The sequence below is a fragment of the Rhizobium sp. N122 genome (assembly GCF_002211295.1).
Classification (GTDB): Bacteria; Pseudomonadota; Alphaproteobacteria; order Rhizobiales; family Rhizobiaceae; genus Rhizobium.
In genome coordinates, this window is record NZ_LOKU01000045.1 from 189,781 (window position 1) to 211,038 (window position 21,258).

The 21,258-nt window shown below is 62.1% G+C and carries 21 protein-coding genes and 1 tRNA gene; 15 read left to right on the plus strand and 7 right to left on the minus strand.

Annotated elements, in window-relative coordinates; translation table 11 throughout:
* The first annotated feature begins 6 nt into the window (after positions 1-6).
* The 9 genes from ATY75_RS25700 (at position 7) to ATY75_RS25740 (ending at position 8,578) form a co-directional block, all read left to right on the plus strand.
* On the plus strand, positions 7-1,701 hold the full coding sequence (locus ATY75_RS25700; protein WP_088939716.1) for an iron ABC transporter permease: 1,695 nt from the start codon (positions 7-9) through the stop codon (positions 1,699-1,701).
* A complete protein-coding gene (locus ATY75_RS25705) occupies positions 1,689-2,708 on the plus strand; it encodes an ABC transporter ATP-binding protein (RefSeq protein ID WP_088939717.1) in 1,020 nt (339 codons plus the stop codon). Before ATY75_RS25700 ends, ATY75_RS25705 begins: the two co-directional genes overlap by 13 nt.
* Positions 2,709-3,236: 528 nt before the next feature.
* Positions 3,237-4,346 carry an endonuclease/exonuclease/phosphatase family protein gene (locus tag ATY75_RS25710; RefSeq protein ID WP_088939718.1) on the plus strand — a complete coding sequence of 370 codons (1,110 nt, stop codon included), beginning with the start codon at positions 3,237-3,239 and terminating at the stop codon, positions 4,344-4,346.
* 8 nt (positions 4,347-4,354) lie between these two features.
* Positions 4,355-5,125, plus strand: a complete 771-nt coding sequence (locus tag ATY75_RS25715; protein WP_088939719.1) for an NUDIX domain-containing protein — start codon at positions 4,355-4,357, stop codon at positions 5,123-5,125.
* Positions 5,126-5,254: 129 nt separating this feature from the next.
* Positions 5,255-6,166, plus strand: coding sequence for a PhzF family phenazine biosynthesis protein (locus ATY75_RS25720; RefSeq protein ID WP_088939720.1), 912 nt, complete (start codon positions 5,255-5,257; stop codon positions 6,164-6,166).
* 222 nt (positions 6,167-6,388) lie between these two features.
* Positions 6,389-6,464: transfer RNA gene (locus ATY75_RS25725), tRNA-Lys, on the plus strand.
* A 356-nt stretch (positions 6,465-6,820) separates the two neighbouring features.
* Entirely contained in the window at positions 6,821-7,633 is an 813-nt protein-coding gene (locus tag ATY75_RS25730; RefSeq protein ID WP_088939721.1) for an alpha/beta hydrolase, read from the plus strand.
* A 297-nt stretch (positions 7,634-7,930) separates the two neighbouring features.
* Complete coding sequence (locus ATY75_RS25735; RefSeq protein ID WP_088939722.1) at positions 7,931-8,227, plus strand: hypothetical protein; 297 nt, start codon at positions 7,931-7,933, stop codon at positions 8,225-8,227.
* Positions 8,228-8,275: 48 nt separating this feature from the next.
* Complete coding sequence (locus ATY75_RS25740; RefSeq protein WP_064839360.1) at positions 8,276-8,578, plus strand: hypothetical protein; 303 nt, start codon at positions 8,276-8,278, stop codon at positions 8,576-8,578.
* Between the two features lie 253 nt (positions 8,579-8,831).
* Here the strand turns inward: ATY75_RS25740 and ATY75_RS25745 are convergent, their stop codons facing one another.
* Entirely contained in the window at positions 8,832-9,146 is a 315-nt protein-coding gene (locus tag ATY75_RS25745; protein ID WP_064839359.1) for a hypothetical protein, read from the minus strand.
* 259 nt (positions 9,147-9,405) lie between these two features.
* Here ATY75_RS25745 and ATY75_RS25750 point away from each other — a divergent pair, with 259 nt between their 5' ends.
* Positions 9,406-10,221 carry a sulfurtransferase/chromate resistance protein gene (locus ATY75_RS25750; protein ID WP_088939723.1) on the plus strand — a complete coding sequence of 272 codons (816 nt, stop codon included), beginning with the start codon at positions 9,406-9,408 and terminating at the stop codon, positions 10,219-10,221.
* 1 nt (position 10,222) lies between these two features.
* Complete coding sequence (gene chrA, locus ATY75_RS25755; protein ID WP_088939724.1) at positions 10,223-11,644, plus strand: chromate efflux transporter; 1,422 nt, start codon at positions 10,223-10,225, stop codon at positions 11,642-11,644.
* Between the two features lie 39 nt (positions 11,645-11,683).
* On the opposite strand, the gene ATY75_RS25760 is transcribed toward chrA, so the two are convergent.
* Both ATY75_RS25760 and ATY75_RS25765 read right to left on the minus strand, forming a co-directional pair.
* Entirely contained in the window at positions 11,684-13,015 is a 1,332-nt protein-coding gene (locus ATY75_RS25760) for a hemolysin family protein (protein ID WP_088939725.1), read from the minus strand.
* A gap of 181 nt (positions 13,016-13,196) precedes the next feature.
* Complete coding sequence (locus tag ATY75_RS25765; RefSeq protein ID WP_088939805.1) at positions 13,197-13,580, minus strand: VOC family protein; 384 nt, start codon at positions 13,578-13,580, stop codon at positions 13,197-13,199.
* Between the two features lie 306 nt (positions 13,581-13,886).
* On the opposite strand from ATY75_RS25765, the gene ATY75_RS25775 reads away from it, so the two are divergent.
* On the plus strand, positions 13,887-14,213 hold the full coding sequence (locus tag ATY75_RS25775; protein WP_088939727.1) for an RcnB family protein: 327 nt from the start codon (positions 13,887-13,889) through the stop codon (positions 14,211-14,213).
* Positions 14,214-14,408: 195 nt separating this feature from the next.
* Here the strand turns inward: ATY75_RS25775 and ATY75_RS34745 are convergent, their stop codons facing one another.
* From ATY75_RS34745 to ATY75_RS25785, 3 genes are all read right to left on the minus strand, one after another.
* Entirely contained in the window at positions 14,409-14,585 is a 177-nt protein-coding gene (locus ATY75_RS34745; RefSeq protein ID WP_190241423.1) for a hypothetical protein, read from the minus strand.
* Positions 14,582-15,787 (minus strand): zinc metallochaperone GTPase ZigA, encoded by a 1,206-nt coding sequence (gene zigA / locus ATY75_RS25780; RefSeq protein WP_088939728.1) that lies wholly within the window; start codon positions 15,785-15,787, stop codon positions 14,582-14,584. Before zigA ends, ATY75_RS34745 begins: the two co-directional genes overlap by 4 nt.
* Before the next feature lie 110 nt (positions 15,788-15,897).
* The gene (locus ATY75_RS25785) at positions 15,898-16,926 is read right to left on the minus strand and encodes a zinc ABC transporter substrate-binding protein (protein ID WP_088939729.1); all 1,029 of its coding nucleotides are present in this window, start codon (positions 16,924-16,926) and stop codon (positions 15,898-15,900) included.
* Positions 16,927-17,027: 101 nt separating this feature from the next.
* Here ATY75_RS25785 and ATY75_RS25790 point away from each other — a divergent pair, with 101 nt between their 5' ends.
* The 3 genes from ATY75_RS25790 to ATY75_RS25800 are packed head-to-tail and all read left to right on the plus strand — an operon-like array spanning position 17,028 to position 19,160.
* Positions 17,028-17,957 carry a metal ABC transporter ATP-binding protein gene (locus ATY75_RS25790; protein ID WP_088939730.1) on the plus strand — a complete coding sequence of 310 codons (930 nt, stop codon included), beginning with the start codon at positions 17,028-17,030 and terminating at the stop codon, positions 17,955-17,957.
* A complete protein-coding gene (znuB, locus tag ATY75_RS25795; RefSeq protein WP_088939731.1) occupies positions 17,950-18,765 on the plus strand; it encodes a zinc ABC transporter permease subunit ZnuB in 816 nt (271 codons plus the stop codon). Before ATY75_RS25790 ends, znuB begins: the two co-directional genes overlap by 8 nt.
* Positions 18,762-19,160, plus strand: a complete 399-nt coding sequence (locus ATY75_RS25800) for a Fur family transcriptional regulator (protein WP_088939732.1) — start codon at positions 18,762-18,764, stop codon at positions 19,158-19,160. The genes znuB and ATY75_RS25800 overlap by 4 nt, the downstream gene beginning before the upstream one ends.
* A gap of 689 nt (positions 19,161-19,849) precedes the next feature.
* Here ATY75_RS25800 and ATY75_RS35200 read toward each other — a convergent pair.
* Positions 19,850-21,193, minus strand: coding sequence for a hypothetical protein (locus ATY75_RS35200; protein WP_245317632.1), 1,344 nt, complete (start codon positions 21,191-21,193; stop codon positions 19,850-19,852).
* Positions 21,194-21,258: the final 65 nt, after the last annotated feature.

Consider the following 21,258-nt stretch of genomic DNA (forward strand, 5'->3'; position numbering starts at 1 on the left):
CCTTCCATGCACGGATATGTTAGAGCCGGAAACAGCCAGCCCGCCTGGCTGTTTCCCTTTGTCGTCATCACCGTCCTGATCCTCAGCGTGCTGCCGCTCGCCCGCCTCGCCATGGTCGGTATCGCGGCCTTCGCCAATGGCGGCGTGATCGATGTGCTGAGCGCGCCGTCGCTCTGGTCGGCGACCTACTACACCATCGTCACATCGGTTCTTGGCACAATGATCTCGCTCGTCATCGGCTGCCTCTTCGCCTTCCTGCTGACGCTGACCGATATTCGCGGCAAGGGCCCGCTCAGCTTCTTCTTCGTGCTGCCGATGATGATCCCGCCGCAGGTAACGGCGCTTGCCTGGGTGCAGATGTCGGGGCCATCAAGCCCGCTGCTGAAGGCGCTCTCCATCGCTCCGCCGCTTGGTACGCCACAGCCGCTCTATTCGATCGGTGGCATCGCGCTGCTTTATGGCGTCCAGCACGCGCCGCTGGTCTATCTGGCGCTTCGCGCCGGGCTGATGACGCTGCCGCGAGACGGCGTCGAAGCGGCGCGCCTTTCCGGCGCCTCCAGCCTCAGGGTGTTCTGTGACATCATTCTGCCGCTGTCGCTGCCCGGCATCATCGCAGGCGCCGCAATTTCCTTCGTCTCCTGCACCGGCAATTTCGGCATTCCCGCCATTCTCGGCATTCCGGCCTCGATTTTCACCCTGCCGACTCTGATCTTTACCAAATTTTCCGCCTTCACCAGCCGCACCTTCGGCGATGTCGCCGTGCTGTCGACGATCATCGCGATGATTTCGGTGGCGGGCTTGATGATCCAGGAGCGAGCGCTGCGCGGCCGCGATTACCGCGTCATCGGTCTGTCCGGGGCGAGTGCCGCCTTCGTGCTCGGCGCCTGGCGGTTCGCCTTCACGCCGGTCCTCTTGGCAATCCTGTTCTTCATGCTCGCCGCGCCCTTCTTCGCGCTCGTCGCCGGCGCACTGGTTCCGGCCTATGGCGTGCCGCTGACCTTCAAGACCATGTCGCTGCATGCCTTCGAGGAGATCCTCTTCCGGCAGGCGGTGACGCGCATCGCCTTCGTCAACTCGATCTCGCTTGCGGGCGCCACCGCTGTTTGTCTCCTGGTGGTGACCGTGCTTGCGGCCTATATGCTGACGCGGCGGAACGATGCGGCTTCCCGCATTATTGCGAGCCTGATCGAGATACCCTATTCGCTTCCCGGCATCGTCATGGCGGTTGCCTTCATCCTGGTCTTCGCCGCACCCATCCCGTTCCTGCACGTGTCGCTCTACGGGACGATCTGGATCATCCTGATTGCCTATTTCTCCTCCTTCTTCGCCGTCAGCCTGAAGCCCGTCGTCAGCGCCTTTCACCAACTCGACCCGGCGCTGGAGGAGGCAGCACGGCTTTCCGGTGCCGGCTTCTTCCGCCGGCTTTGCGATATCATCGTGCCGCTGATTGCGCCGGCCGCCGGCGCTTCCGTCATCCTCGTCTTCCTGATCGCCTGCAACGAGCTGACGATCTCCGCACTCCTCTGGTCGGCCGGCACCCAGACGCTCGGTGTCGCAATCTATAATCTCGACGATAGCGGCAGCTCCGACCTTGCCTCGGCGCTGTCGGTGCTCGTCGTCCTGATGGTGGTCGTCATGATGCTGCTCTTGGAACTCCTGGCGAAACGCCTGCCGAAGGGAGTGGTCCCATGGCGCAACTGATCATCAACCGGCTGGCCAAGGATTTCGGCACCGGACGGGCGGCGGTCAGCGATTTCTCGCTCGATGTGCGCGAGGGCGGCTTCCTGGCGCTGCTCGGGCCTTCCGGTTGCGGCAAGACGACGGTTCTCAGGATGATTGCCGGTTTCGAGACGCCCTCCGACGGCTCCATCCATCTCGGCGAGCGGCTGCTGGCCGATGCCGCCCAGGCGCTGCCGCCTGAGAAGCGCAACATGGCGATGGTGTTCCAATCCTATGCACTCTGGCCGCATATGAGTGTTGCCGACAACGTCGGATACCCCTTGAAGGTACGCGGCATTTCGGGCGAGGCTTACCGGACGAAGATCGGCGAGGCGCTCTCCACCGTCCGGCTTGCCGATTACGCCGAGCGGCGTCCGGCCGACCTTTCCGGCGGCCAGCGCCAGCGCGTGGCGCTCGCCCGCTGCCTGGTGACATCGCCCGACGTCGTGCTGCTCGACGAGCCGCTCGCCAATCTCGACCGGCACCTGAAACAGGAGATGGAAGAAACCTTCCGCGAGTTCCACCAGCGCTCGGGCGCGACGATGATCTACGTCACCCATGACCAGAGCGAGGCGATGGCGCTCGCGACCGACGTCGCCGTCATGTCTGAAGGCCGCCTGCTGCAGGTGGCGCGGCCGGCCGAAATCTATGCCCGGCCGGAGGGCCGCATCGTCGGCGGTCTGATCGGGCGCGGCGCGATCCTGAGGCTGCCTGCGATGGGCGGCGAACGCCAGCTGGAATGGGATGAACTGCAGGACGCGCTCCAGGCGGCCAACACCGATGGCGCCGATATTCTCGTGCGGCCGGAAGACGTGATCATCGGCGGCGAGGGGGCTCCGGCAACAGTCGAATCCGTGCTGTTCGAGGGCGAGCGCTACGCCGTGAAGCTGACGCTCGGCAACGGCCAGACGCTGCGCGCCTACAGCCGCGTGGCCGTCGTGCCCGGTGAAGCGGTGCGCGTCGTCATTCGCGCGGGCTGGCGGCTTTGATGGATAGAGAGAGTCGGCGTCTACGACAGCAAGTGAAGCTCGATAGTAGAAGTTGAAAATTGCCCTTCTCTTCTTTCGAATCACCATAAAGTTGAATAGTTCTTCCGGCTTCGTGGTCCCTTGCAACGGGCTAAATTAATAGAAGCGCATGAGAAGAGTAAAACTCGCGCGATAATCGATTGGTTGAAAGGACATATTGGTATGCCAATTCCAGTAAAGCGTATTCGATCCGTTTTCTTGCTTTCGGCGGCGTTGTTGGGCGCAGCGAGCGTTCTACAGGGATGCCCGTCTCTGGAGCGAGGCGAACGAACCAAGGCATTTAGCCCAAATGACTTATACCGCGGTTCGAGCAATAGGAGCTCGTCGAGCAGTCCTGATGGCGGGCACAGCCAACCTCACGACAACGCCACTTCAAGCCCGCCCAGCCATATCTAGGCGCAGACGGCGCTTGTCCGCATTTTTCTTGGCCCGCCGTCTTTCCCTGCGGCGATTGCCGGTTAAGGTACGCTCCGCAACCGGACTCCCGCCATGTCGCTTCGCCTCGCCACCTTCAACGTCGAAAACCTGCTGACCCGGTTCGATTTCACCGGCTTCCGCAACCAGCTGCGCCAGGACCGGGTCATCAAGCTTTTCGAGGTGAACAGCGAGGGCGTCTATCAGCAGCTCGAGCAGGCGCGGGTGATTGCGGCCACCGACGATACCCGTCAGATGACGGCGCTGGCGATCGCCGACGCGGATGCCGATATCCTCTGCCTGCAGGAAATCGACAATATGGCCGCGCTTCAGGCTTTCGAATACGGCTATCTCTTCCGCATGGTCGGAAACGGCTACCGGCAGAAATATCTGGTCGAGGGCAATGACAGCCGCGGCATCGATGTCGCGGTGCTGATGCGCGAGGAAACGCGCGACGGCCAGAAGATCGAGGTCAAGGACATCAGAAGCCATGCGATGACGACCTATCGCGATCTCGATCTGTTCGACGAGGATTTGGCGCTGACCAACCGCATCGACGACAAGGTCTTCAAGCGTGACTGCCTGGAACTTGATTTGCTGATCGGCGGCCGGCCGTTCTCACTCTATGTCGTGCATTTCAAGTCGATGGGCAATCCGCGCGACGGGCTGGACGGGCGGCAATCAACGATGCCGATCCGCCGCGCCGAGGCGCGCGCCGTGCGCCGCATCATCGAGGATCGCTTCCGCGCCGGTCACGCAGGCAAGAAAAGCTTCGCCATCTGCGGCGACATGAACGATTACCAGGAGCGCGTCGATGTCATCGGCCGCCGCGGGACCGGCTATCGTTTCGAGCATCACAATGAGGCCGAGAGCGCGCTCGACGTTTTCAGCCATGACGGCTTTGCCGAAAATGTCGTGCGCCGCCGCCAGCCCCTTGACCGTTGGACCCTCTATCATGCGCGCGGGCCGCAGGAGCAGTGGCTCTGCCAGCTCGACTATCTCTGGCTGTCGCCGGAGCTCGCCGCCCATAATGCCGGCCGGCTACCGGAAATCATCCGTAGCGGCCAACCCTATCGCACTATTTTTCCGCCAGGCCAGGAGGTGGAGCGGTATCCACGCACTGGCTGGGACCGGCCGAAAGCATCCGATCACTGCCCCGTCGTCATGACACTGGATCTCCCCTGAAGGCGAACATGAAAACCAATTTGAAGATGAATTTTGCAAACAGCGATTTCTCCGATGATTTCGCCGGCTGGCCGCCGGAAGCGACGGTTTTCCCGATCGCCGGCGTCGATCTGCGTGTGCTGCCCGGCAGTCATCCCTTCGTCCTCGCCGAGGAAGCGGCGATCCGCGACAATTGGGCAAAGGAAACCGCCGCCAACCCGGCGCTGTTCGACGGCCGCCTGGTGTTCCAGCAGCGGCTGTCGTTCGGCGAAGACGGGATTGCGGGCGAGGGCTATGTCACGCCCTTTTCCGCTTTCATGTGGTGGCGCCGGCAGCCGCAGCGCCAGGGCGGCCTGCATATCTTTGCCTATCCGGTGCTCGAAAGCTCAGACGGCGCGCTGGTGGCGATCCGCATGGGCGCCCATACCGCCAATCCCGGCCAGGTCTATTTCGCCGCCGGATCGCTGGAACCGGAGGATATCGTCGACGGGCGCTGCGACATCGAGGCCAATATGCGCCGTGAAGTCCATGAGGAGACCGGCCTCGACCTTTCCGATTCCGTGGCAGGTCAGCGGCTCTACGCCAGCTATTCCAGACGCACGGTAACGCTCATGCGGCTTTTCCGCTTCGACATGACGGCGGATGAGATGGTGAAGCGGATCGAGGCCCATATGCTGGTCGCCGAGGACAAGGAGATCGCTGGTGCGGTGGCGATCCGCTCGGCAGACCCCTCGGCGCATCCTTATAACATCTCCATGCTGCCGGTGATTAGCTGGTATTTCGGCAAGACTGGCGCATAGGAGGCCACAAGCGGGAGCCTCGAAGGGCAGACTCCAGCTTGGTCCTTGTCTCCATCCGACTTAGCGCCTTGCACTCGGCCGTTTGGTCGGGCAGGTTGGCGGCGCGATGACCGATTCAAGGAGGCCGATGTGGCGCGAAGCTACAGCGTCTATGACGTGTTCACCGATCGAAAGCTTGCGGGCAACCCGCTGGCGGTGATCTTCGACGGAGACGATCTCAGCGACGAGGCGATGCAGGCGATCACGCGGGAGATCAATCTCTCCGAGACGGTGTTCGTGCAGCCTTCGAGCAATCCCGCCTATGCGGCGAAGCTCAGGATCTTCACGCCGGGGCGCGAGCTGCCGTTTGCCGGCCATCCGACGGTCGGCACGGCGGTGGCGCTGGCCGAGCGGGCGCACGGCGCGTCGACGCTCGATCTGGTGACGGTGCTTGAGGAGAATGTCGGGCCGGTGCGTTGCGCGGTGCGGCTGCGGGAGGGCGAGGCGAGCTTTGCCGAATTCGACCTGCCACGAAAATCCCAGCCGGCCGTCATGCCGCTCGACAAGCTCGGCATGGCCGACGCGCTGTCGCTGAAGGTGACCGAGATCGGCTTCGAAAATCACGTGCCGTCGGTCTGGAGCGCCGGCGTTCCCTTCCTGCTCATTCCGGTGCACGATGTCGGAGCCGCGCAGCGGGTGGAATTCGATCCGCAGCTCTGGGAAAAAATCGTGCCCTTCGTCGAGGGAGCGCTTGCCTCGGCCTATGTCTATTGCCGCGGCGGGGTCAACCACGTGGCGAAGTTCCATGCGCGCATGTTTGCAAGTGGCATGGGGATCGTCGAAGATCCGGCCACCGGTTCGGCGGCGGCCGCACTTTCCGGCGCGATCCACTATTTCGACCGGCTGACGGACGGGCATCACCCGATCATGATCGAGCAGGGCGTCGAGATGGGCCGGCCGTCTTTCATCCACCTGCATATCGATGTCGACGGCGGGGCGATCTCCAATGCCCGGATCGGCGGCCAGGCGGTGCGGCTGGCGAGCGGCACGCTCGACCTCTGATTTCATCGTAACGCCGCGCGTCCGACAGACGCGTGGCCCTCTATCGCTTTGAATCTGCGCTTAATCCTTGCCGAAACTCGATTGCGGTTTGCCGGCTTATGCCCTGCATTTCAGCCATGCCGAAAAATCTTCGCTATTAACCAAAGAAATTTCGCCGATGCGCTGGACAAGCCTGCCGATCCTGTTTATACGCCCCGTCACACCGCGCAGCCAAGCGCGGACGGGTGATTAGCTCAGTTGGTAGAGCAGCTGACTCTTAATCAGCGGGTCGTAGGTTCGAGCCCTACATCACCCACCAAATTCTCAATTTGATGTGCAGGCTGCGTCGCGTAAAGAGGGCATCAAAACCCCTCGCGCGGCATCGCATAAGCGCTCTTTTCCACGCATACTTGGCACTTCTCGCGATGGCCGACGGATGGACGGAGACAGCCTGTTCCTCGGACCGGTTCGGAGCGACGCTGTCCTGGCGATCAGCCGACCGGCATGGCTTTAATGGCAGGGACCCGGGATCTCGTTCGGGACGTTCACGGGAGGTGCCGTCTTCTCTAAGACAACGCTTTGTGCATATATTCGCTGCTCGGCTGAGCACACCACGCCGCAACTGCGGTTGCTGCAAAGAATTCTGACATTGCCAAACCGGCTGGTACATTCTTCGTGAGCGTTACAAGGCACTTGTTGATCTTGCCGCTGATGGCGGTCATCGCCTACATGGCGCTTGTCAGTCTCGTCTATCTTTCTCAGCGCGCCCTGCTTTATCCCGGAGCCGGCGCCACGCCTGTTCCGGAGCCCGTGAGCTGGGGCGAAACGGTCCACATCAAGACGCCCGACGGAGAGATGCTTCAAGGATTGTACAGCCAGGGCAGCAGCGACAAGCCCTGCGTGCTCCTGTTTTTCGGAAACGGTGACCGCGTCGACAATTACGCGTTTCTCGCACGGGCGCTGGCCACGCGGAGCATTGGATTGCTGGCGATTTCCTATCGCGGCTATCCCGGATCGACCGGCTCGCCCAGTCAGCACGGGCTGCTGACAGACGGTCTCGCGGCGTTCGACTGGCTTGCGGCACGCGCCGGCAGCAAGATCGTTGTGCTGGGCCGGTCACTTGGCACCGGCGTCGCTGTGAATACGGCCGGGCAGCGGCCGGCCGCGGGCGTCATTCTCGTGTCTCCGTACCTGTCGGTTCTCTCGGTTGCGCAGACGTGTTATCCGTTCCTCCCGGTCGAGCTTCTTCTCAAGGATCCCTTTCGCTCGGACCTCAAGATAGGCAAAGTAAATCAGCCGAAGTTGTTCCTTCACGGCCGGCTTGACGACAGCATCCCGCTTTCGTCGGGGCAGGCGTTGTACCGCATCGCACCTGAGCCCAAGCGCATGTTGATTTATGATGGCGTGGGTCACAACGATATCTTGAACGATAGCATGGTCGGGGACGTGATCCGTTTTGTAGAAGCGTTGAAAGAAAACGCGTCCTAAACCCGTCACGGACAGGTGCGGTTTCCGGAGCATGCTGAGAGGCGACGAAATTCCAGCGGCAAGCGGCAAAACAGCGTTGTCCGTGAGCGGGTCTCGCAAGAAGGGACATTGTCTCGTGATCTCTCCGCGTGGTCGCCATCTCCAAATTTCGCGAAAGATCGATACATTTTGCAGTTGAGCCGGATATTCAGGCCCGGCGGAAACTGTTTGATAAACGGGCGGTGTCGTTCGTATCGTCAGCAAGGCTCGCCGCATCGACCACCACGCCCTATCTCCCTCTCACAAACCGAGGGTTCCATGAGAAGCTTCATTGTAATTGTCGCCTTGTCTCTGCCGCTGCCGGCCTTTGCCGCTGGGGCGAAAGAGGTCAAGGCCAGCGCGTATAGCTGCGGCGAGCTTGCGCAGATCATCCGTCAGAATAAAAAGGTCTTTGTCCGCGTCGGCTTCGGCGGCCGTAGTTTCCGCTATCCGCCGGCTCAATGCAGCATGGGCGACAAGCGCACCAGCACGAATTTCCGCGATGCTCAAGGCAAGCAGTGCATTCTCGATTATGCCTGCGTCTACGACCCCGCGTCGCCCTATAATTTTCCATAGAGCGGGATGATCTTTGGTCGCAACGTCCTCCCACATTCAGGAGTTTTCATGAAAAGCATTGTTCTGGCGGCTGCGCTGCTGTTTCCCTCCGCAGCCCTTGCCGTCGAGGCGGTGGAGGTCAACGCCAGGGATCATAGTTGCGAGGCGCTTGCACAGATCATCCGCAAAGACAAAGCAGTGTTCGTGCGCATGGGCTTTGGCGGCCGCAGCTTTCGCTATCCGCCGGCCAGGTGCAATCTCGGCGACAAGTACGACACGGCAAGGATCAGGGATGCCAACGGCAAGATCTGCCTTCTCGACTACGAGTGTGTATACGACCCCCAGTCCTTCTATAATCGCATCCCGAAGTAACAGCCGATCAGCGCGGCCGCTCAGGTCTGAAGCGCCGACTTCGATTCATCGATGATCAGGTCAAGAAAAAAGGCCGGGCGAAACTCGCACCGACCCTTCCTCAATCTGTCTCGATAACGGCTGCCAGTACCTCCGTGGTCAGCCGTCAGAGACAAATTCAATGTCTCTAATATAATCGCGATTTGACGATGTTCAAGAGCCCACGGCAGAAAAGGAAGCCGGTGCTGACCGGCTTCCTTTCGCTGAGTGGCGCTTACTGCTGGGCAGGGGCAGCCGGCGGCGTGGCCGGTGCTGGTGCCGGTGCGGGCGTTGCGCTGTTGTCGGTCGGGGCGATCGGCTTGGCCGGTGCCGGCGCCGGTTCTGATTGAGTCGTGGAGGCTGTCGTATCCGGGGATGTGCCGGGGGTGCTCCACTGCGAATAGGCGAATGCAGCGACAGCGATCACGGCCAATGCAGCGACCCAGACAACCCACGTATTATTGCTGCGCGCGCTCGGCGTGGTGCGCAGATCCAGATTAGGGTTCAGCGGGCGGTTTGGATCGTTGGCATTATTGGGGTCGTACGTCATGGTACTTTCTCCTCTTTCGGTGAAGGAAGAATGCGGAAGTGCGCATTTTGTTCCGTGAGGGTGCCGGGAAGCGGTTGATATCAGGGGTTTTCGGGCTGCAACCGACCCGAATGGGCTGCGCGTCTCTGTTCCCTTCAAGCGCCGCCTTGACACGATGGGGTCTGTTTGCGCATGATTTTGCCATGGGGTTGCGATCACCCCACGAGGCGCCATGCTGAAGAATCGCGTCCACTATTGCCGATCAACGGAGGGACGCGTCATGCCGTCATTTCTGGAAATTTCTGCCGACAAACTCAGCCGCCTCATCGGAACCCCGGGTGCGCCTTGCATTATCGATGTCCGCGCTCAGGAGGACTTCGGGCTCGATCCGCGCCTGGTTCCGGGCTCGGTCCGGCGCGACCATGCCGAAGTCGCGTCCTGGGTGGGCAGCGTCGATGCCGATGCAGTCGTTGTGGTCTGTCAAAAGGGCAGCAAACTCAGCCACGGTGTGGCGGCCTATCTGCGCCATGCCGGGATCGCTGCCGAGAGCCTCGAAGGCGGCTTCGAAGCCTGGATCGCCGGGGGAGCGGCGGTGCCTGAGGAAAAGCTGCCGGGGCGCGACGCGAAGGGACGCACCGTCTGGGTGACGCGGGCGCGGCCGAAGATCGACCGCATCGCCTGTCCCTGGCTGATCCGGCGCTTCGTCGATCCGAACGCAGTCTTCCTGTTCGTGCCGGCGCCCGAGGTTTTAGCGGTCGGCGAGCGTTTCGGGGCGGCGCCCTTCGATATCGAAGGGGTGTTCTGGAGCCATCGCGGCGAGTTCTGTACTTTCGACGTGATGGTCGAGGAATTCGGCCTGGCTTCGGAGCCGCTCCTTCGTCTGGCGCGGATCGTCAGGGCGGCGGATACCGCAAGGCTCGATCTCGCGCCCGAGGCGCCTGGGCTGCTTGCCGCATCACTCGGCCTGTCGCGCATGTATTCCGACGATCTGGAGCAACTCGAGGCCGGAATGCTTCTCTACGATGCCTTCTTCCGCTGGTGCCGGGACGCGACCGAGGAAACCCACAACTGGCCCAATCCGAAGAAGAGGGCATGAGATGGCCGAGATGATGGACAACGGCCCCGCGGGCAAAATGATGGAGAGAAATGCGGGCGAGGGGCATCACCACGGCGTCTCCTTCGGCGAGGCCCTCAAAGTGTGGCTGCGCGTCGCCGCCTTGAGCTTCGGTGGTCCAGCCGGCCAGATCGCCGTCATGCACCGGATCGTCGTCGATGAGAAGCGATGGATCGGCGAGCACCGCTTTCTGCATGCGCTGAACTACTGCATGCTGCTCCCCGGACCCGAGGCGCAGCAGCTCGCCGTCTATATCGGCTGGCTGATGCACCGCACGCTGGGCGGTCTGGTTGCCGGTCTGCTGTTCGTCCTGCCCGGATTCCTGTCGATCCTCTGCCTCAGCTATATCTACGCGGCCTATGGCAGCGTCGGCATCGTCGCCGGCCTGTTTTTCGGGTTGAAGGCGGCGGTGCTTGCCGTGGTCGTACAGGCCGTTATCCGCATCGGTAGCCGCGCGCTCAGAAATAAGGTCATGCTTGCGATCGCGGCGGCCGCTTTCGTCGCCATCTTCTTCTTCCATGTGCCGTTCCCGCTGATCGTGCTTGCAGCCGCCATCGCCGGCTTCCTCGGCGGCAGGCTCGGGTTGGCCGCCTTTCAAACCGGCGGCGGGCATAAGGCCGGAAGCGGTGCGGTGCTGTCCGATGCCGAGTCCGCGCTCGGGGAGGGCATACCCGATCATGCGCGCCCCAATCTCGGTTGGTCGCTGCGCATATCGGCGATGCTGCTGGCGCTCTGGCTCGTGCCCGTCGCCGCCCTCTATGCGGCTTTCGGGGCACACGACGTTTTCACCGAGATCGGTCTGTTCTTCAGCAAGATGGCGGTCGTCACTTTCGGCGGTGCCTATGCAGCGCTCGCCTATGTCGCACAGGAGGCCGTGCAGCGTTTCGGCTGGCTGAAACCCGGCGAGATGCTCGATGGTTTGGGGATGGCCGAGACGACGCCGGGGCCGCTGATCATGGTGCTTCAGTTCGTCGGCTTCATGGGCGCCTATCGCAATCCCGGATCGCTCGATCCGATGCTGGCCGCCACACTTGCCGCGATCCTGACGACCTGGGTGACGTTCGTGCCCTGTTTTCTCTGGATCTTTCTCGGCGCGCCCTTCATCGAAAAATTGCGCGGCAATGTGGCGCTCGCCGGCGCGATGTCGGCAATTACCGCGGCGGTTGTCGGGGTCATTCTCAACCTTGCCATCTGGTTTGGCCTGCACACGCTGTTTGCCGAGGTCGCGACCGTCCATCTTGTCGGCTTGCGGCTCGATATTCCCGTGCTGCAATCGGCCGTGCCGGCGGCAATGGCGCTGTCGGCCGCCGCCGCCATCGCGATCTTCCGGTTCAAGACGTCGGTCATCACCACGCTGCTTGCCTGTGCGATATCGGGGATGCTCTGGACGCTGGCCGTCAGCTAACGCTTATTTTATGCATGTCGTTATCCTGGGCGACATGCATCAGCCTTCCGGCCCTTCCGCGGGGATGCGCGTCGCCAGCATCTTGTCGATGCGCATGCCGTCCATATCGAGCACTTCGAAGCGCCAACTATCGAAAACGAAGGTTTCGCCGGCTTCAGGGATGTGCTGAAGCTGGTGCAGCGCGAAGCCCGCAAGCGTATGAAAATCGGCATCCGGACGATCACGCAGCCCCAGCCGTTCGAAGGCGTCGAAGGCCGGCATCATTGCGTCGATCAGCAGCGACCCGTCCTCGCGGACGACGATGTCGGGCTCCTCGTCGGATCCCGGCAGGTCGCCGGCGATGGCTTCGAGCAGGTCGGTCTGGGTGACGATGCCTTCCAGGCTGCCATATTCGTCGATGACGATGGCGAGGCGCACAGGTGAGGCCTTGAAACTGTCGAGCACGCGCACGACCGAGGTGCCCTCATGCAGCACCAGCGGCTGCTTGATCACCTCCATCGGCCGGACCTTGCCGCCGTCGAGAACCTGGTCTAGAAGGTCCTTCTTCAACACCATGCCGATCGGTTCGTCGATCGAGCCCCGGGCGACCAGCAATTGTTCGTGACTGCATTCGCGGATGGTCTTCAGGATCTCGGCCTCGCTGTCGTCGGCGTCGAACCATTCGATATCGAGACGCGGGGTCATGATGTCGGAGATCGGCCTGTCGCCGATATTGAACACCCGCTCGACGAGCTGTTGCTGCACCTGGTTGAGAAGGCCGGCCTCCTGGCTTTCGGCGACCAGCAGCTTGAGTTCCTGCGGTGAATGGAACGACGATTCCCCGGTTCCGGCGCGAAGGCCGACGCCCCGCAGCACAAGATTGCCCATGCCGTTCAGAACAAAGATCGCCGGCTTGAACAGCACCAGGAAGAGCCCGAGCGGACGGACCACGGCAAGCGAAGTGGCTTCGCTGCGCTGAAGCGCCAGGCTTTTCGGCGCCAGCTCGCCGAGCACGATGTGGAGTGCCGTGATGATGACGAAGGCAATGACGATGGCGACGGTATGCGCGCCGGTTGCCGCCCATTGCCCGGGCAGCCAGGACAGCAGCGGCTCGATCAGGTGGGCAAGCGCCGGCTCGCCGACCCAGCCGAGCGCCAGCGACGAGATGGTGATGCCGAGCTGGGTGGCGGCAAGGTTGGCATCGAGATTGTCGACGGCGCGCTGGAGGGCGGAGGCGTTCATGCGGCCTGCCGCGGCAAGTTCGGTAACACGGCTGCGCCTGACCGAAACCAATGCGAATTCGGCGGCGACGAAGAAGCCGTTGGCGGCGACGAGAAGAAGCACGGCTAGTATCCCGACATAGTCGAAGACGCCGCCCGCGGATTCGGACATATTTCCCTACCTCTGAATTGCTGCTCGCCCGAAACTACACGCTCGCACACAGGTAGCAAGGCGCGGGTCGCCATTCTTCCAGCGGTGATGCCGATGCCGGCTGTCGTCAGATGATATGCGCGGTTTCTTGGTGCTGCGCGCAAGAATGCGCAGTCGCACGCATGATTGATGCGCCTGGCGTTTATCTCTTCGGCGCTTCGAAGAGTTCGATCGGGTTTCCGGCCGGGTCCTCGAGCAGGATCTGCTTGCCGCCAATGCCCTGCACGATCTCGTTGCGAAAACGAGCGCCCGCCTGGCGCAGCGTGGCAACTTCCGCCTCCAAGTCGGCGACTTCGATCTGGATGCGATTCCATCCGCCGGGTTCAGGTTTTCGCCCGTCGGGCATTGCCTGGGACGCGCCGCCCGGACCGGTCGTGCCGCTGACGAGCAGACGAAAACCATTTCTTGTCAGGATGGCAAAGCTGGGCGCGGGATGAAGAGCGACCGAGAAGCCAAGATGTTTCGTGTAGAATTCCAGGGCAGCGTCGACGTCGTCGACGATGTAGCGCATGCTGATGCCGGGCATGATTTCCTCCATCATTGTTAGATCGAGCGATCCCACACGATGATCCGACAGCGCCGGGCGCTGGATCGGACGCGCAAAGGATGCTCCATGAATGGAATCTGCGCCCAATCCTTCCGAAAATCGAATCTGATCTTCAGGGCGCCTTGCCGCTCACAGCCCCGTTTAGAAAGGTGCAAAAGTCTAACCTGAAATATAAGCCCTGTGTCCCAGGCCTCGGATTCCATTACGAAAGTTTAATTTAAATTTCAGTTTCAGTTCATCTTTTCGGGCCTAGTTTCCTCCTGCGCCAAACATAAGGAACCCGACATGAAAAAGATTTTTGCAGCTCTCCTATCCGCTTCCTTCCTTCTCTCCCCGATGGTTGTCTCCCAGGCCAGCGCTGATGATTATCGCCGTCCGCCTGTCGTCGTGCAGAAGAAGGTGATCGTCGAGAAAACGGTCGTGCGGCCGCACTGGAAGAAGGGCTATCGCGTCAACGCCAGCGAGCGTCGCCGCTTTCACGACGTCAACGACTACCGCCGTTACCGGCTGGCACCGCCGCCGCGCGGCTATCGCTGGGTCCGCGCCGACAACGACTACCTGCTGATCGGCGTCACCAGCGGTGTGATCTCCAGCATCATTGCGGGTCGCTGATGGGGGTTGCGGGAGGGCGGCTTTGGCCGCCCTTTCCGATTCTGGGAGGGGTGTAGAGCTTCCGCTGGTGACTTGTCTGAAGACACCGTCTGGTGCAACGCCGTCTCGACCAGCGTCGTTGCTCTCCCCATGCTCCCTCATCCCTGTCCTCGGGCTCCCGAGCACAGGGATGAGGGAGATTGGGAGCGGCCCCACCTAATTCTGCCGCCGTGCAGCCGTTATCCTCTTGGCAATAATACCAAGCAATCCCTTTGGTGTTCGATCAACCTCGCCATTCCCTTCATGCGTCAACGGATGCAGCCCGTCGATCGGCGGCAGCGGTTCACATTCCGTGCAGATGCAGCGGTAGAATTTGATTGCCGTCGCCTTCATGCCGCCTGCCTGTTCCAACTGGCGAAAGGGTCGGGCAGGTTGCGCCAGCGGTCGGGCGTGAAGGCTTCGGTTTCGACAAGACAGGCGTCGAGTTCTCGCCTGATCCAAGCCTCGTCCATCGGATCGGCGCCGATGAAGACGATTTCCTGGCGGCGGTCGCCCCAGACGGGGTCGAGATAGGGGCCGAGGGCGTTCAGGAAGCCTGGATCCAGCGGCCATTGTTCGCGCGGCACCGCCGCCCACCAAAGACCCATCTTGCCGGTGCGCACGAGCGCGCCCGACTGGCTGATCTCGCCGACATGATGCGGGCGCGTCGCCAGCCAGAAGAAGCCTTTGGCGCGCACCACGCCGGGCCATGTCCTGTCGAGAAAGGCCTGCAATTTTGCCGGATGAAAGGGCCGCTTTTCGCGATAGACGAAGGAGCGGATGCCGTATTCCTCGGTCTCCGGCATATGGTCCTTGAAGCCGTGCAGTTCCTTGTACCAGAGCGGATGGGTCTCGGCTTTGTCGATGTCGAAGCGGCCGGTGCCGAGTACCTCTCTCAGCGCCACCTTGCCGAAATCCGCCTCGATCAGCTGCGCATCCGGGTTGAGGCCGGTGATGATTTTCCGCGCGGCGTCGCGTTCCGCTTCGCTTGCCCTGCCGATCTTGTTCAGCACCACGACATCGGCGAATTCGATCTGCTCGACCAGCAGGTCGACGATAGTTCTGGTATCGCCATCGCCTGCCGTTTCGCCGCGGTCGGCGAGGAAGTCGGCGGAGGCATAATCGGCGAGCAGGTTGGCGGCGTCGACGACGGTCACCATCGTATCCAGCCTCGCGATGTCGGAAAGGCTCTGACCGTTCTCGTCGCGGAATTCGAAGGTGGTGGCGACCGGCAGGGGCTCGGCGATGCCTGTGGATTCGATCAGCAGGTAATCGAAGCGGCCCTGATCAGCGAGCTGGCGCACTTCCTTCAACAGGTCGTCGCGCAGCGTGCAGCAGATGCAGCCGTTGGTCATCTCGACCAGTTGCTCCTCGGTGCGAGAGAGATTGGCGCCGCCATCGCGCACAAGCGCGGCGTCGATATTCACCTCGCTCATGTCGTTGACGATGACGGCAACGCGCATGCCTTCGCGATTGGCGAGCACGTGATTGAGCAGCGTCGTCTTGCCGGCGCCGAGAAAGCCGGAGAGCACCGTGACCGGAAGTCTGTTGTCCATGAAACCTCACTTATTAATGTTATATCATTACATCAATTGACCCGAAAAAAGGCGGAACGGGGTCATCCGCCTCTTTTCGCCTCAGCTCTCCCTGCGGTGCCGCATGACAATCATGCGCTGGAGAGGCAATCCTTCATGCTCTCGGCGATGCCGCGCATGAGGGTGAAGTAGAGATCGGGGCCGGCCTTCAGCGTTGCCGCTTCGGGGTCGAGCACCCCGGACCTGGCGCTCGTGCCCTCGGTGACGACACTGACGAGGCGCGGCTCGAATTGCGGTTCGGCAAAGACGCAGGTGGCGCCGAGTTCGCCGACCTTGCGGTGGATCTCCGAAACGCGCTCCGCACCGGGAATGGTTTCCGGGCTGACGGTGATCGAGCCGGCGACGCGGATGCCGTAGCGGTGCTCGAAATACTGGTAAGCGTCGTGGAAGACGATGAACGGCTTGTTCTTGACGGGAGCGACAGTGGCGGCGATCTCCTTGTCAAGCGCCGTCAGTTCGTCGTCCAGCGCCTTGGCATTGGCCTGGTAGGTCAGCGCATTGGCGGGATCGGCGGCGACCAGCGTCGTGGTGATCATGGCGGCCATCGCCTTGGCATTCATCGGGTCGAGCCAGAGATGCGTGTCGAAGGCGCCATGGTCATGGTCGTGCCCGGTATCGGCGGCATGATCGTGGTCTTCACCTTCGGCCGAAGCGCCATGGTGCTCATCGCCATCCTCATGCGGCTCGAAGGCGCCGCCTTCGCGGAAGGGCAGCTTGACGAGGCCGGGGGCATTGTCGAGTTCGGCGATGCTGGCCTTCGAGCCGAGCGCCTGCAACGGCTTTTCCAGGAAAGCCTCGAGACCGGGGCCGGTCCAGAAGATCACCTTGGCTTCCTGCAGCGCGCGCGCATTCGACGGCTTCAGGCTGTAGGTATGCGGGGAGGCGGCGCCATCGACGATCAGTTCCGGTTCGCCTACACCCTGCATGATCGCTGCAACCAGCGAATGGATCGGCTTGATCGAAGTGACGATCACGGGCGCGTCGGCCGCCCGCATGGTGCCGGCAAAGAGCAGGGCGGGCACGGCCAGCGCCGGGAGGGCGAGGGCGGCTGGAATTCTAAAGGCCAAGGTCTTCAGGGCTGGGCCCAGGGCGCGTATCATCGGATGCTCCGCTTGAATTGCAGATGTTATGTTATTACATCAATTGCGTTATGCTATAACGTGTGCAATAGCAGGATGCAACAGCGCTGTCGGAAAATTTGATGCTCTCTCCCGCAAATACGAAGGGCGAACCGCTGGTTTCGCTTGAGAATGTCGGCGTTCTGCGCAACGGCCGCTGGCTTGTGCGCGGCGTCGAATTTTCTGTCTCGCGCGGCGAGATCGTAACGCTGATCGGGCCGAACGGCTCGGGTAAATCGACGAGCGCCAAGGCGGCGATCGGTGTGCTGACGCCGAATGAGGGCAGGGTGGAGCGTCTGGCCGGCCTGAAGGTCGGCTATGTCCCGCAGAAGCTTGCGATCGACTGGACGCTGCCGCTTTCGGTGCGCCGCCTGATGACGCTGACCGGGCCCCTGCCGGAACGTGACATGCGTGCCGCGCTCGAAGCCGCCGGCATCGACCATATGCTGAATGCCGAGGTGCAGCATCTCTCCGGGGGCGAGTTCCAGCGGGCGCTGATGGCGCGCGCCATTGCCCGCAAACCCGATCTGCTGGTGCTCGACGAGCCGGTGCAGGGTGTCGATTTCTCCGGCGAGATCGCGCTCTACGATCTGATCAAATCGATCCGCAATGCCAGCGGCTGCGGCATCCTGCTGATCTCGCACGATCTGCACGTCGTCATGGCGGAGACCGACACGGTCATCTGCCTCAACGGCCATGTCTGCTGCCGCGGTACGCCCGAAGCCGTCAGTCGCAGCCCGGAATATGTGCGCCTGTTCGGTAGCCGCGCGGCGCAGACGCTCGCCGTCTACAGCCATCATCATGACCATACCCATCTGCCGGATGGTCGCGTGCAGCATGCCGACGGCACGGTCACCGATCATTGCCAGGCCGCTCATGGTCCCGATCGGGACCACAAGCTTGACGGGCATCATGCGCGTGACGGTCACGCTCACGCCCATGATCATGATGATCATCATGGAGATGAGCACCCGCACGTTCATTCCCACAGTGGGGAGGGCCGCCATGCTTGACGATTTCTTCGTTCGCGCCATCCTCGCCGGCGTCGGGCTGGCACTGACGACAGGGCCGCTCGGCTGCTTCATCATCTGGCGGCGCATGGCCTATTTCGGCGATACGATCGCCCATTCGGCGCTGCTCGGCGTCGCGCTGTCGCTGCTCTTCGAAATCAATCTGACGCTGGCCGTCTTTGCCGTCGCAGCCCTCGTATCGGTGTTGCTGCTCTTCCTGCAGAAGCGCCAGGCGCTGTCGGCCGATGCGCTGCTCGGCATCCTCTCGCATGCCACATTGGCGATCGGCCTCGTCATGGTCGCCTTCATGAGCTGGGTGCGGATCGATCTTATCGCCTTCCTGTTCGGCGACATCCTTGCTGTTTCAACGACCGACATCGCGCTGATCTGGGGTGGAGGGCTCTTCGTGCTCGTGGCGATGGCCTGGCTCTGGCGGCCGCTGCTGGCGGCAACCGTCAATGCCGAGCTTGCCGAGGCCGAGGGGCTAAAGCCGGAGCGGGCGCGGCTGTTCTTCATGCTTCTGATGGCCGTGGTAATCGCCATCGCCATGAAGATCGTCGGCATCATGCTGATCACCTCGCTGCTGATCATTCCGGCGGCTGCGGCGCGGCGCTTTTCGGCGACGCCGGAGATCATGGCGGTGCTCGCCTCGGTCATCGGGGCGGCTGCCGTCGTCGGCGGGCTGTTCGGCTCGCTCACCTACGACACGCCCTCCGGTCCCTCGATCGTGGTCGCGGCGCTGATCCTCTTCATGCTCAGCCTGCTTCCCCTCAGGCGGCACCGCGCAGTCATGCAAGGACAAGGCTCATGACGACACCGCAACTCACCAAGAACCAGTCGCTGGTCTTCGACGTGCTCGAAAAGGCCGAAGGGCCGCTCAGCGCCTATACCATCCTCGACAAGCTGCGCGATCACGGTTTTCGCGCGCCGCTGCAGGTCTACCGGGCGCTGGAAAAGTTGCTCGAATACGGTGTCGTCCACCGGCTGGAGAGCATCAATTCCTTCGTCGCCTGCGCCCATCCGGGCGACGACTGCCACAGCCACGGCATCGTCGCCTTCGCCATCTGCGAAAGCTGCGGCCAGGTGATGGAGTTCCACGACCACGAGGTCGACCACCGGCTGATGGGCTGGGTGCGACGGCAGAAGTTCAAGCCCGAGAAGACGACGATCGAGATCCGCGGTTTGTGCGAGGCCTGTGCGGCGTAGGGCGTGCGGCGTTCTTTAGCAGGTCGCATCTCGCTGACAGGCAGCAGAAGAGAAATGTGACGGGGGAAAGTTGGCGGAGAGCGCCGCTCCCTCCACCCTCATTCCTGTGGCCTCGGGCTTCGCCCGAGGGATGTCACAGGAATCCAGCCACCGCGCGTCCGCGCGGTGAATGACTTCCTTAATTTTCTAAGAGTGTCTCGCGCCCAAGGCCTTGGGCGCGCTGGATTCCTGTGACGAGCACAGGAGGGTGGGGTGGGTGTTTTCCGCCAGATCTTCTGTTGGCGGGGGGAGATAGCCCTTATACCGTAGACCAGACAATTGCCTCACGCTTACCAAAGGGCGTGTCGTCATCGAAGGTGCGGTTCCGAACCGATCGAGGTGCCGACCTTGGCGAGTTCGGGCGTGGGGTGGCGGAGGGTCGATAGCCTCGACCACGAGAGTCGCCTGCGAGCCGGGCCCAGGCACACCATTCCACAGAATGTGGTGGCTGATCAGACTCATATCGAGCGGCAAAACATAGGTCATCGTCAGGCTATGGTCGGGGGAATAATCTGCCGGGAGAAGCCAAGCCTACCGGGTTTGTCGCCATTTCTCCTTTTCAGAATGGCAATGGCCGCTGATTGACGCTGAAGCCGAGAAAGGTGAGGCCGGAGACCGGCCTCACCTTTTACGCTGCTGTAATGGCAAGTTCAGTTCGATCCACCCTTGCCGGAACCGCCTTTGCCAGAGTCGCCATTGTCGCTCTTGCCAGAGCCGCCGTTGTCGCTCTTGCCAGAGCCGCCATTGTCGCTCTTGCCAGAGCCGCCGTTGTCGCTCTTGCCGGAGCCGCCATTGTCGCTCTTGCCGGAGCCGCCATTATCGCTCTTGCCGGAGCCGCCATTGTCGCTCTTGCCGGAGCCGCCATTATCGCTCTTGCCGGAGCCGCCATTGTCGCTCTTGCCGGAGCCGCCATTGTCGCTCTTTCCAGAGCCGCCATTGTCGCTCTTTCCAGAGCCGCCATTGTCGCTCTTGCCGGAGCCGCCATTGTCGCTCTTTCCAGAGCCGCCATTGTCGCTCTTGCCGGAGCCGCCATTGTCGCCCTTGCCGGAGCCGCCATTGTCGCCCTTGCCGGAACCGCCATTGTCGCTCTTGCCGGAACCGCCATTGTCGCCCTTGCCGGAGCCGCCATTGTCGCTCTTGCCGGAGCCGCCATTGTCGCTCTTGCCGGAACCGCCATTGTCGCCCTTGCCGGAGTCGCCATTATCGCCCTTTCCGGAACCGCCATTGTCGCTCTTGCCAGAGCCGCCGTTGTCACTCTTGCCAGAGCCGCCATTGTCGCTCTTGCCAGAGCCGCCGTTATCGCTCTTTCCAGGGCCGTCACTGTCGCCCTTGCCTGGACCGTCGTTGCTACCCTTGCCCGGACCGTCCTTGTCACCCTTGCCCGGGCCGTCATTGTCGCCCTTGCCACGGCCGTCCTTGCCACCTTTGCCGTGACCTTCCTTGTCGCCTTTGCCCGGGCCGTCCTTGCCGTGGCCGTGATCCTTGCCGCCTTTGTCGCCGCGGTGATGGTCGTGGTCCTTGCCGCCGTGGTTGTCTTTGCCATGACCGCCCTTGCCATGATCATGATCTTTGCCGCCCTTGCCATCGCCATGATGGTCGTGGCCATGGCCATGGCCGTGGCCGTTGTCGTCGCCACCATTGTTGCCGGTGTCCTCGCCACCGTTGTCGCCGTTGTCGTCGCTACCGTTGTCGCCAGTGCCGTTTCCGCCGCCGTCCGCAACCTGATCACCGCCGCCTTTACCGCTGTTCTCGGAAGTCGAGCTGGTGCTCGATGACTTCTTGCCGCCGCCGGTGCCCTGGCTGTTGGGGTCGCTATCCCTCGGGCTGAACTTGCTGCCGGCCGGGATGGATCGCGTCGGCATGCACAGCCGGTATTCGAGTGTGCCGCGCACGGCGGTATTGCAATTCACGACTGCCGGGGCTGCCGTTGCCAGGCTGCTGCTTGCCAGAAGAAAAGCAACGGCGACGCTGAATTTCGATGCTCTGCTGATCATTTCAACCGTCTCCCAAGGTTAACCGAATGTTAATGGGGAGGGTTTTTATACTAACAATGAATTAA

Bases quoted from the DNA above. Each gene is read 5' to 3' on its own strand.
- ATY75_RS25700 (WP_088939716.1), top strand. From the start codon at position 7: ATGCACGGATATGTTAGAGCCGGAAACAGCCAGCCCGCCTGGCTGTTT.
- ATY75_RS25745 (WP_064839359.1), bottom strand. From the start codon at position 9,146: ATGACGTACGACCCCAATAATGCCAACGATCCAAACCGCCCGCTGAAC.
- ATY75_RS25750 (WP_088939723.1), top strand. From the start codon at position 9,406: ATGCCGTCATTTCTGGAAATTTCTGCCGACAAACTCAGCCGCCTCATC.
- ATY75_RS25800 (WP_088939732.1), top strand. From the start codon at position 18,762: ATGACGACACCGCAACTCACCAAGAACCAGTCGCTGGTCTTCGACGTG.
- ATY75_RS25765 (WP_088939805.1), bottom strand. From the start codon at position 13,580: ATGCCCGGCATCAGCATGCGCTACATCGTCGACGACGTCGACGCTGCC.
- ATY75_RS25715 (WP_088939719.1), top strand. From the start codon at position 4,355: ATGAAAACCAATTTGAAGATGAATTTTGCAAACAGCGATTTCTCCGAT.
- ATY75_RS25775 (WP_088939727.1), top strand. From the start codon at position 13,887: ATGAAAAAGATTTTTGCAGCTCTCCTATCCGCTTCCTTCCTTCTCTCC.
- znuB (WP_088939731.1), top strand. From the start codon at position 17,950: ATGCTTGACGATTTCTTCGTTCGCGCCATCCTCGCCGGCGTCGGGCTG.
- ATY75_RS25790 (WP_088939730.1), top strand. From the start codon at position 17,028: ATGCTCTCTCCCGCAAATACGAAGGGCGAACCGCTGGTTTCGCTTGAG.
- ATY75_RS34745 (WP_190241423.1), bottom strand. From the start codon at position 14,585: ATGAAGGCGACGGCAATCAAATTCTACCGCTGCATCTGCACGGAATGT.
- ATY75_RS25705 (WP_088939717.1), top strand. From the start codon at position 1,689: ATGGCGCAACTGATCATCAACCGGCTGGCCAAGGATTTCGGCACCGGA.
- ATY75_RS25760 (WP_088939725.1), bottom strand. From the start codon at position 13,015: ATGTCCGAATCCGCGGGCGGCGTCTTCGACTATGTCGGGATACTAGCC.
- zigA (WP_088939728.1), bottom strand. From the start codon at position 15,787: ATGGACAACAGACTTCCGGTCACGGTGCTCTCCGGCTTTCTCGGCGCC.
- ATY75_RS25710 (WP_088939718.1), top strand. From the start codon at position 3,237: ATGTCGCTTCGCCTCGCCACCTTCAACGTCGAAAACCTGCTGACCCGG.
- ATY75_RS35200 (WP_245317632.1), bottom strand. From the start codon at position 21,193: ATGATCAGCAGAGCATCGAAATTCAGCGTCGCCGTTGCTTTTCTTCTG.
- ATY75_RS25785 (WP_088939729.1), bottom strand. From the start codon at position 16,926: ATGATACGCGCCCTGGGCCCAGCCCTGAAGACCTTGGCCTTTAGAATT.
- chrA (WP_088939724.1), top strand. From the start codon at position 10,223: ATGGCCGAGATGATGGACAACGGCCCCGCGGGCAAAATGATGGAGAGA.
- ATY75_RS25735 (WP_088939722.1), top strand. From the start codon at position 7,931: ATGAGAAGCTTCATTGTAATTGTCGCCTTGTCTCTGCCGCTGCCGGCC.
- ATY75_RS25740 (WP_064839360.1), top strand. From the start codon at position 8,276: ATGAAAAGCATTGTTCTGGCGGCTGCGCTGCTGTTTCCCTCCGCAGCC.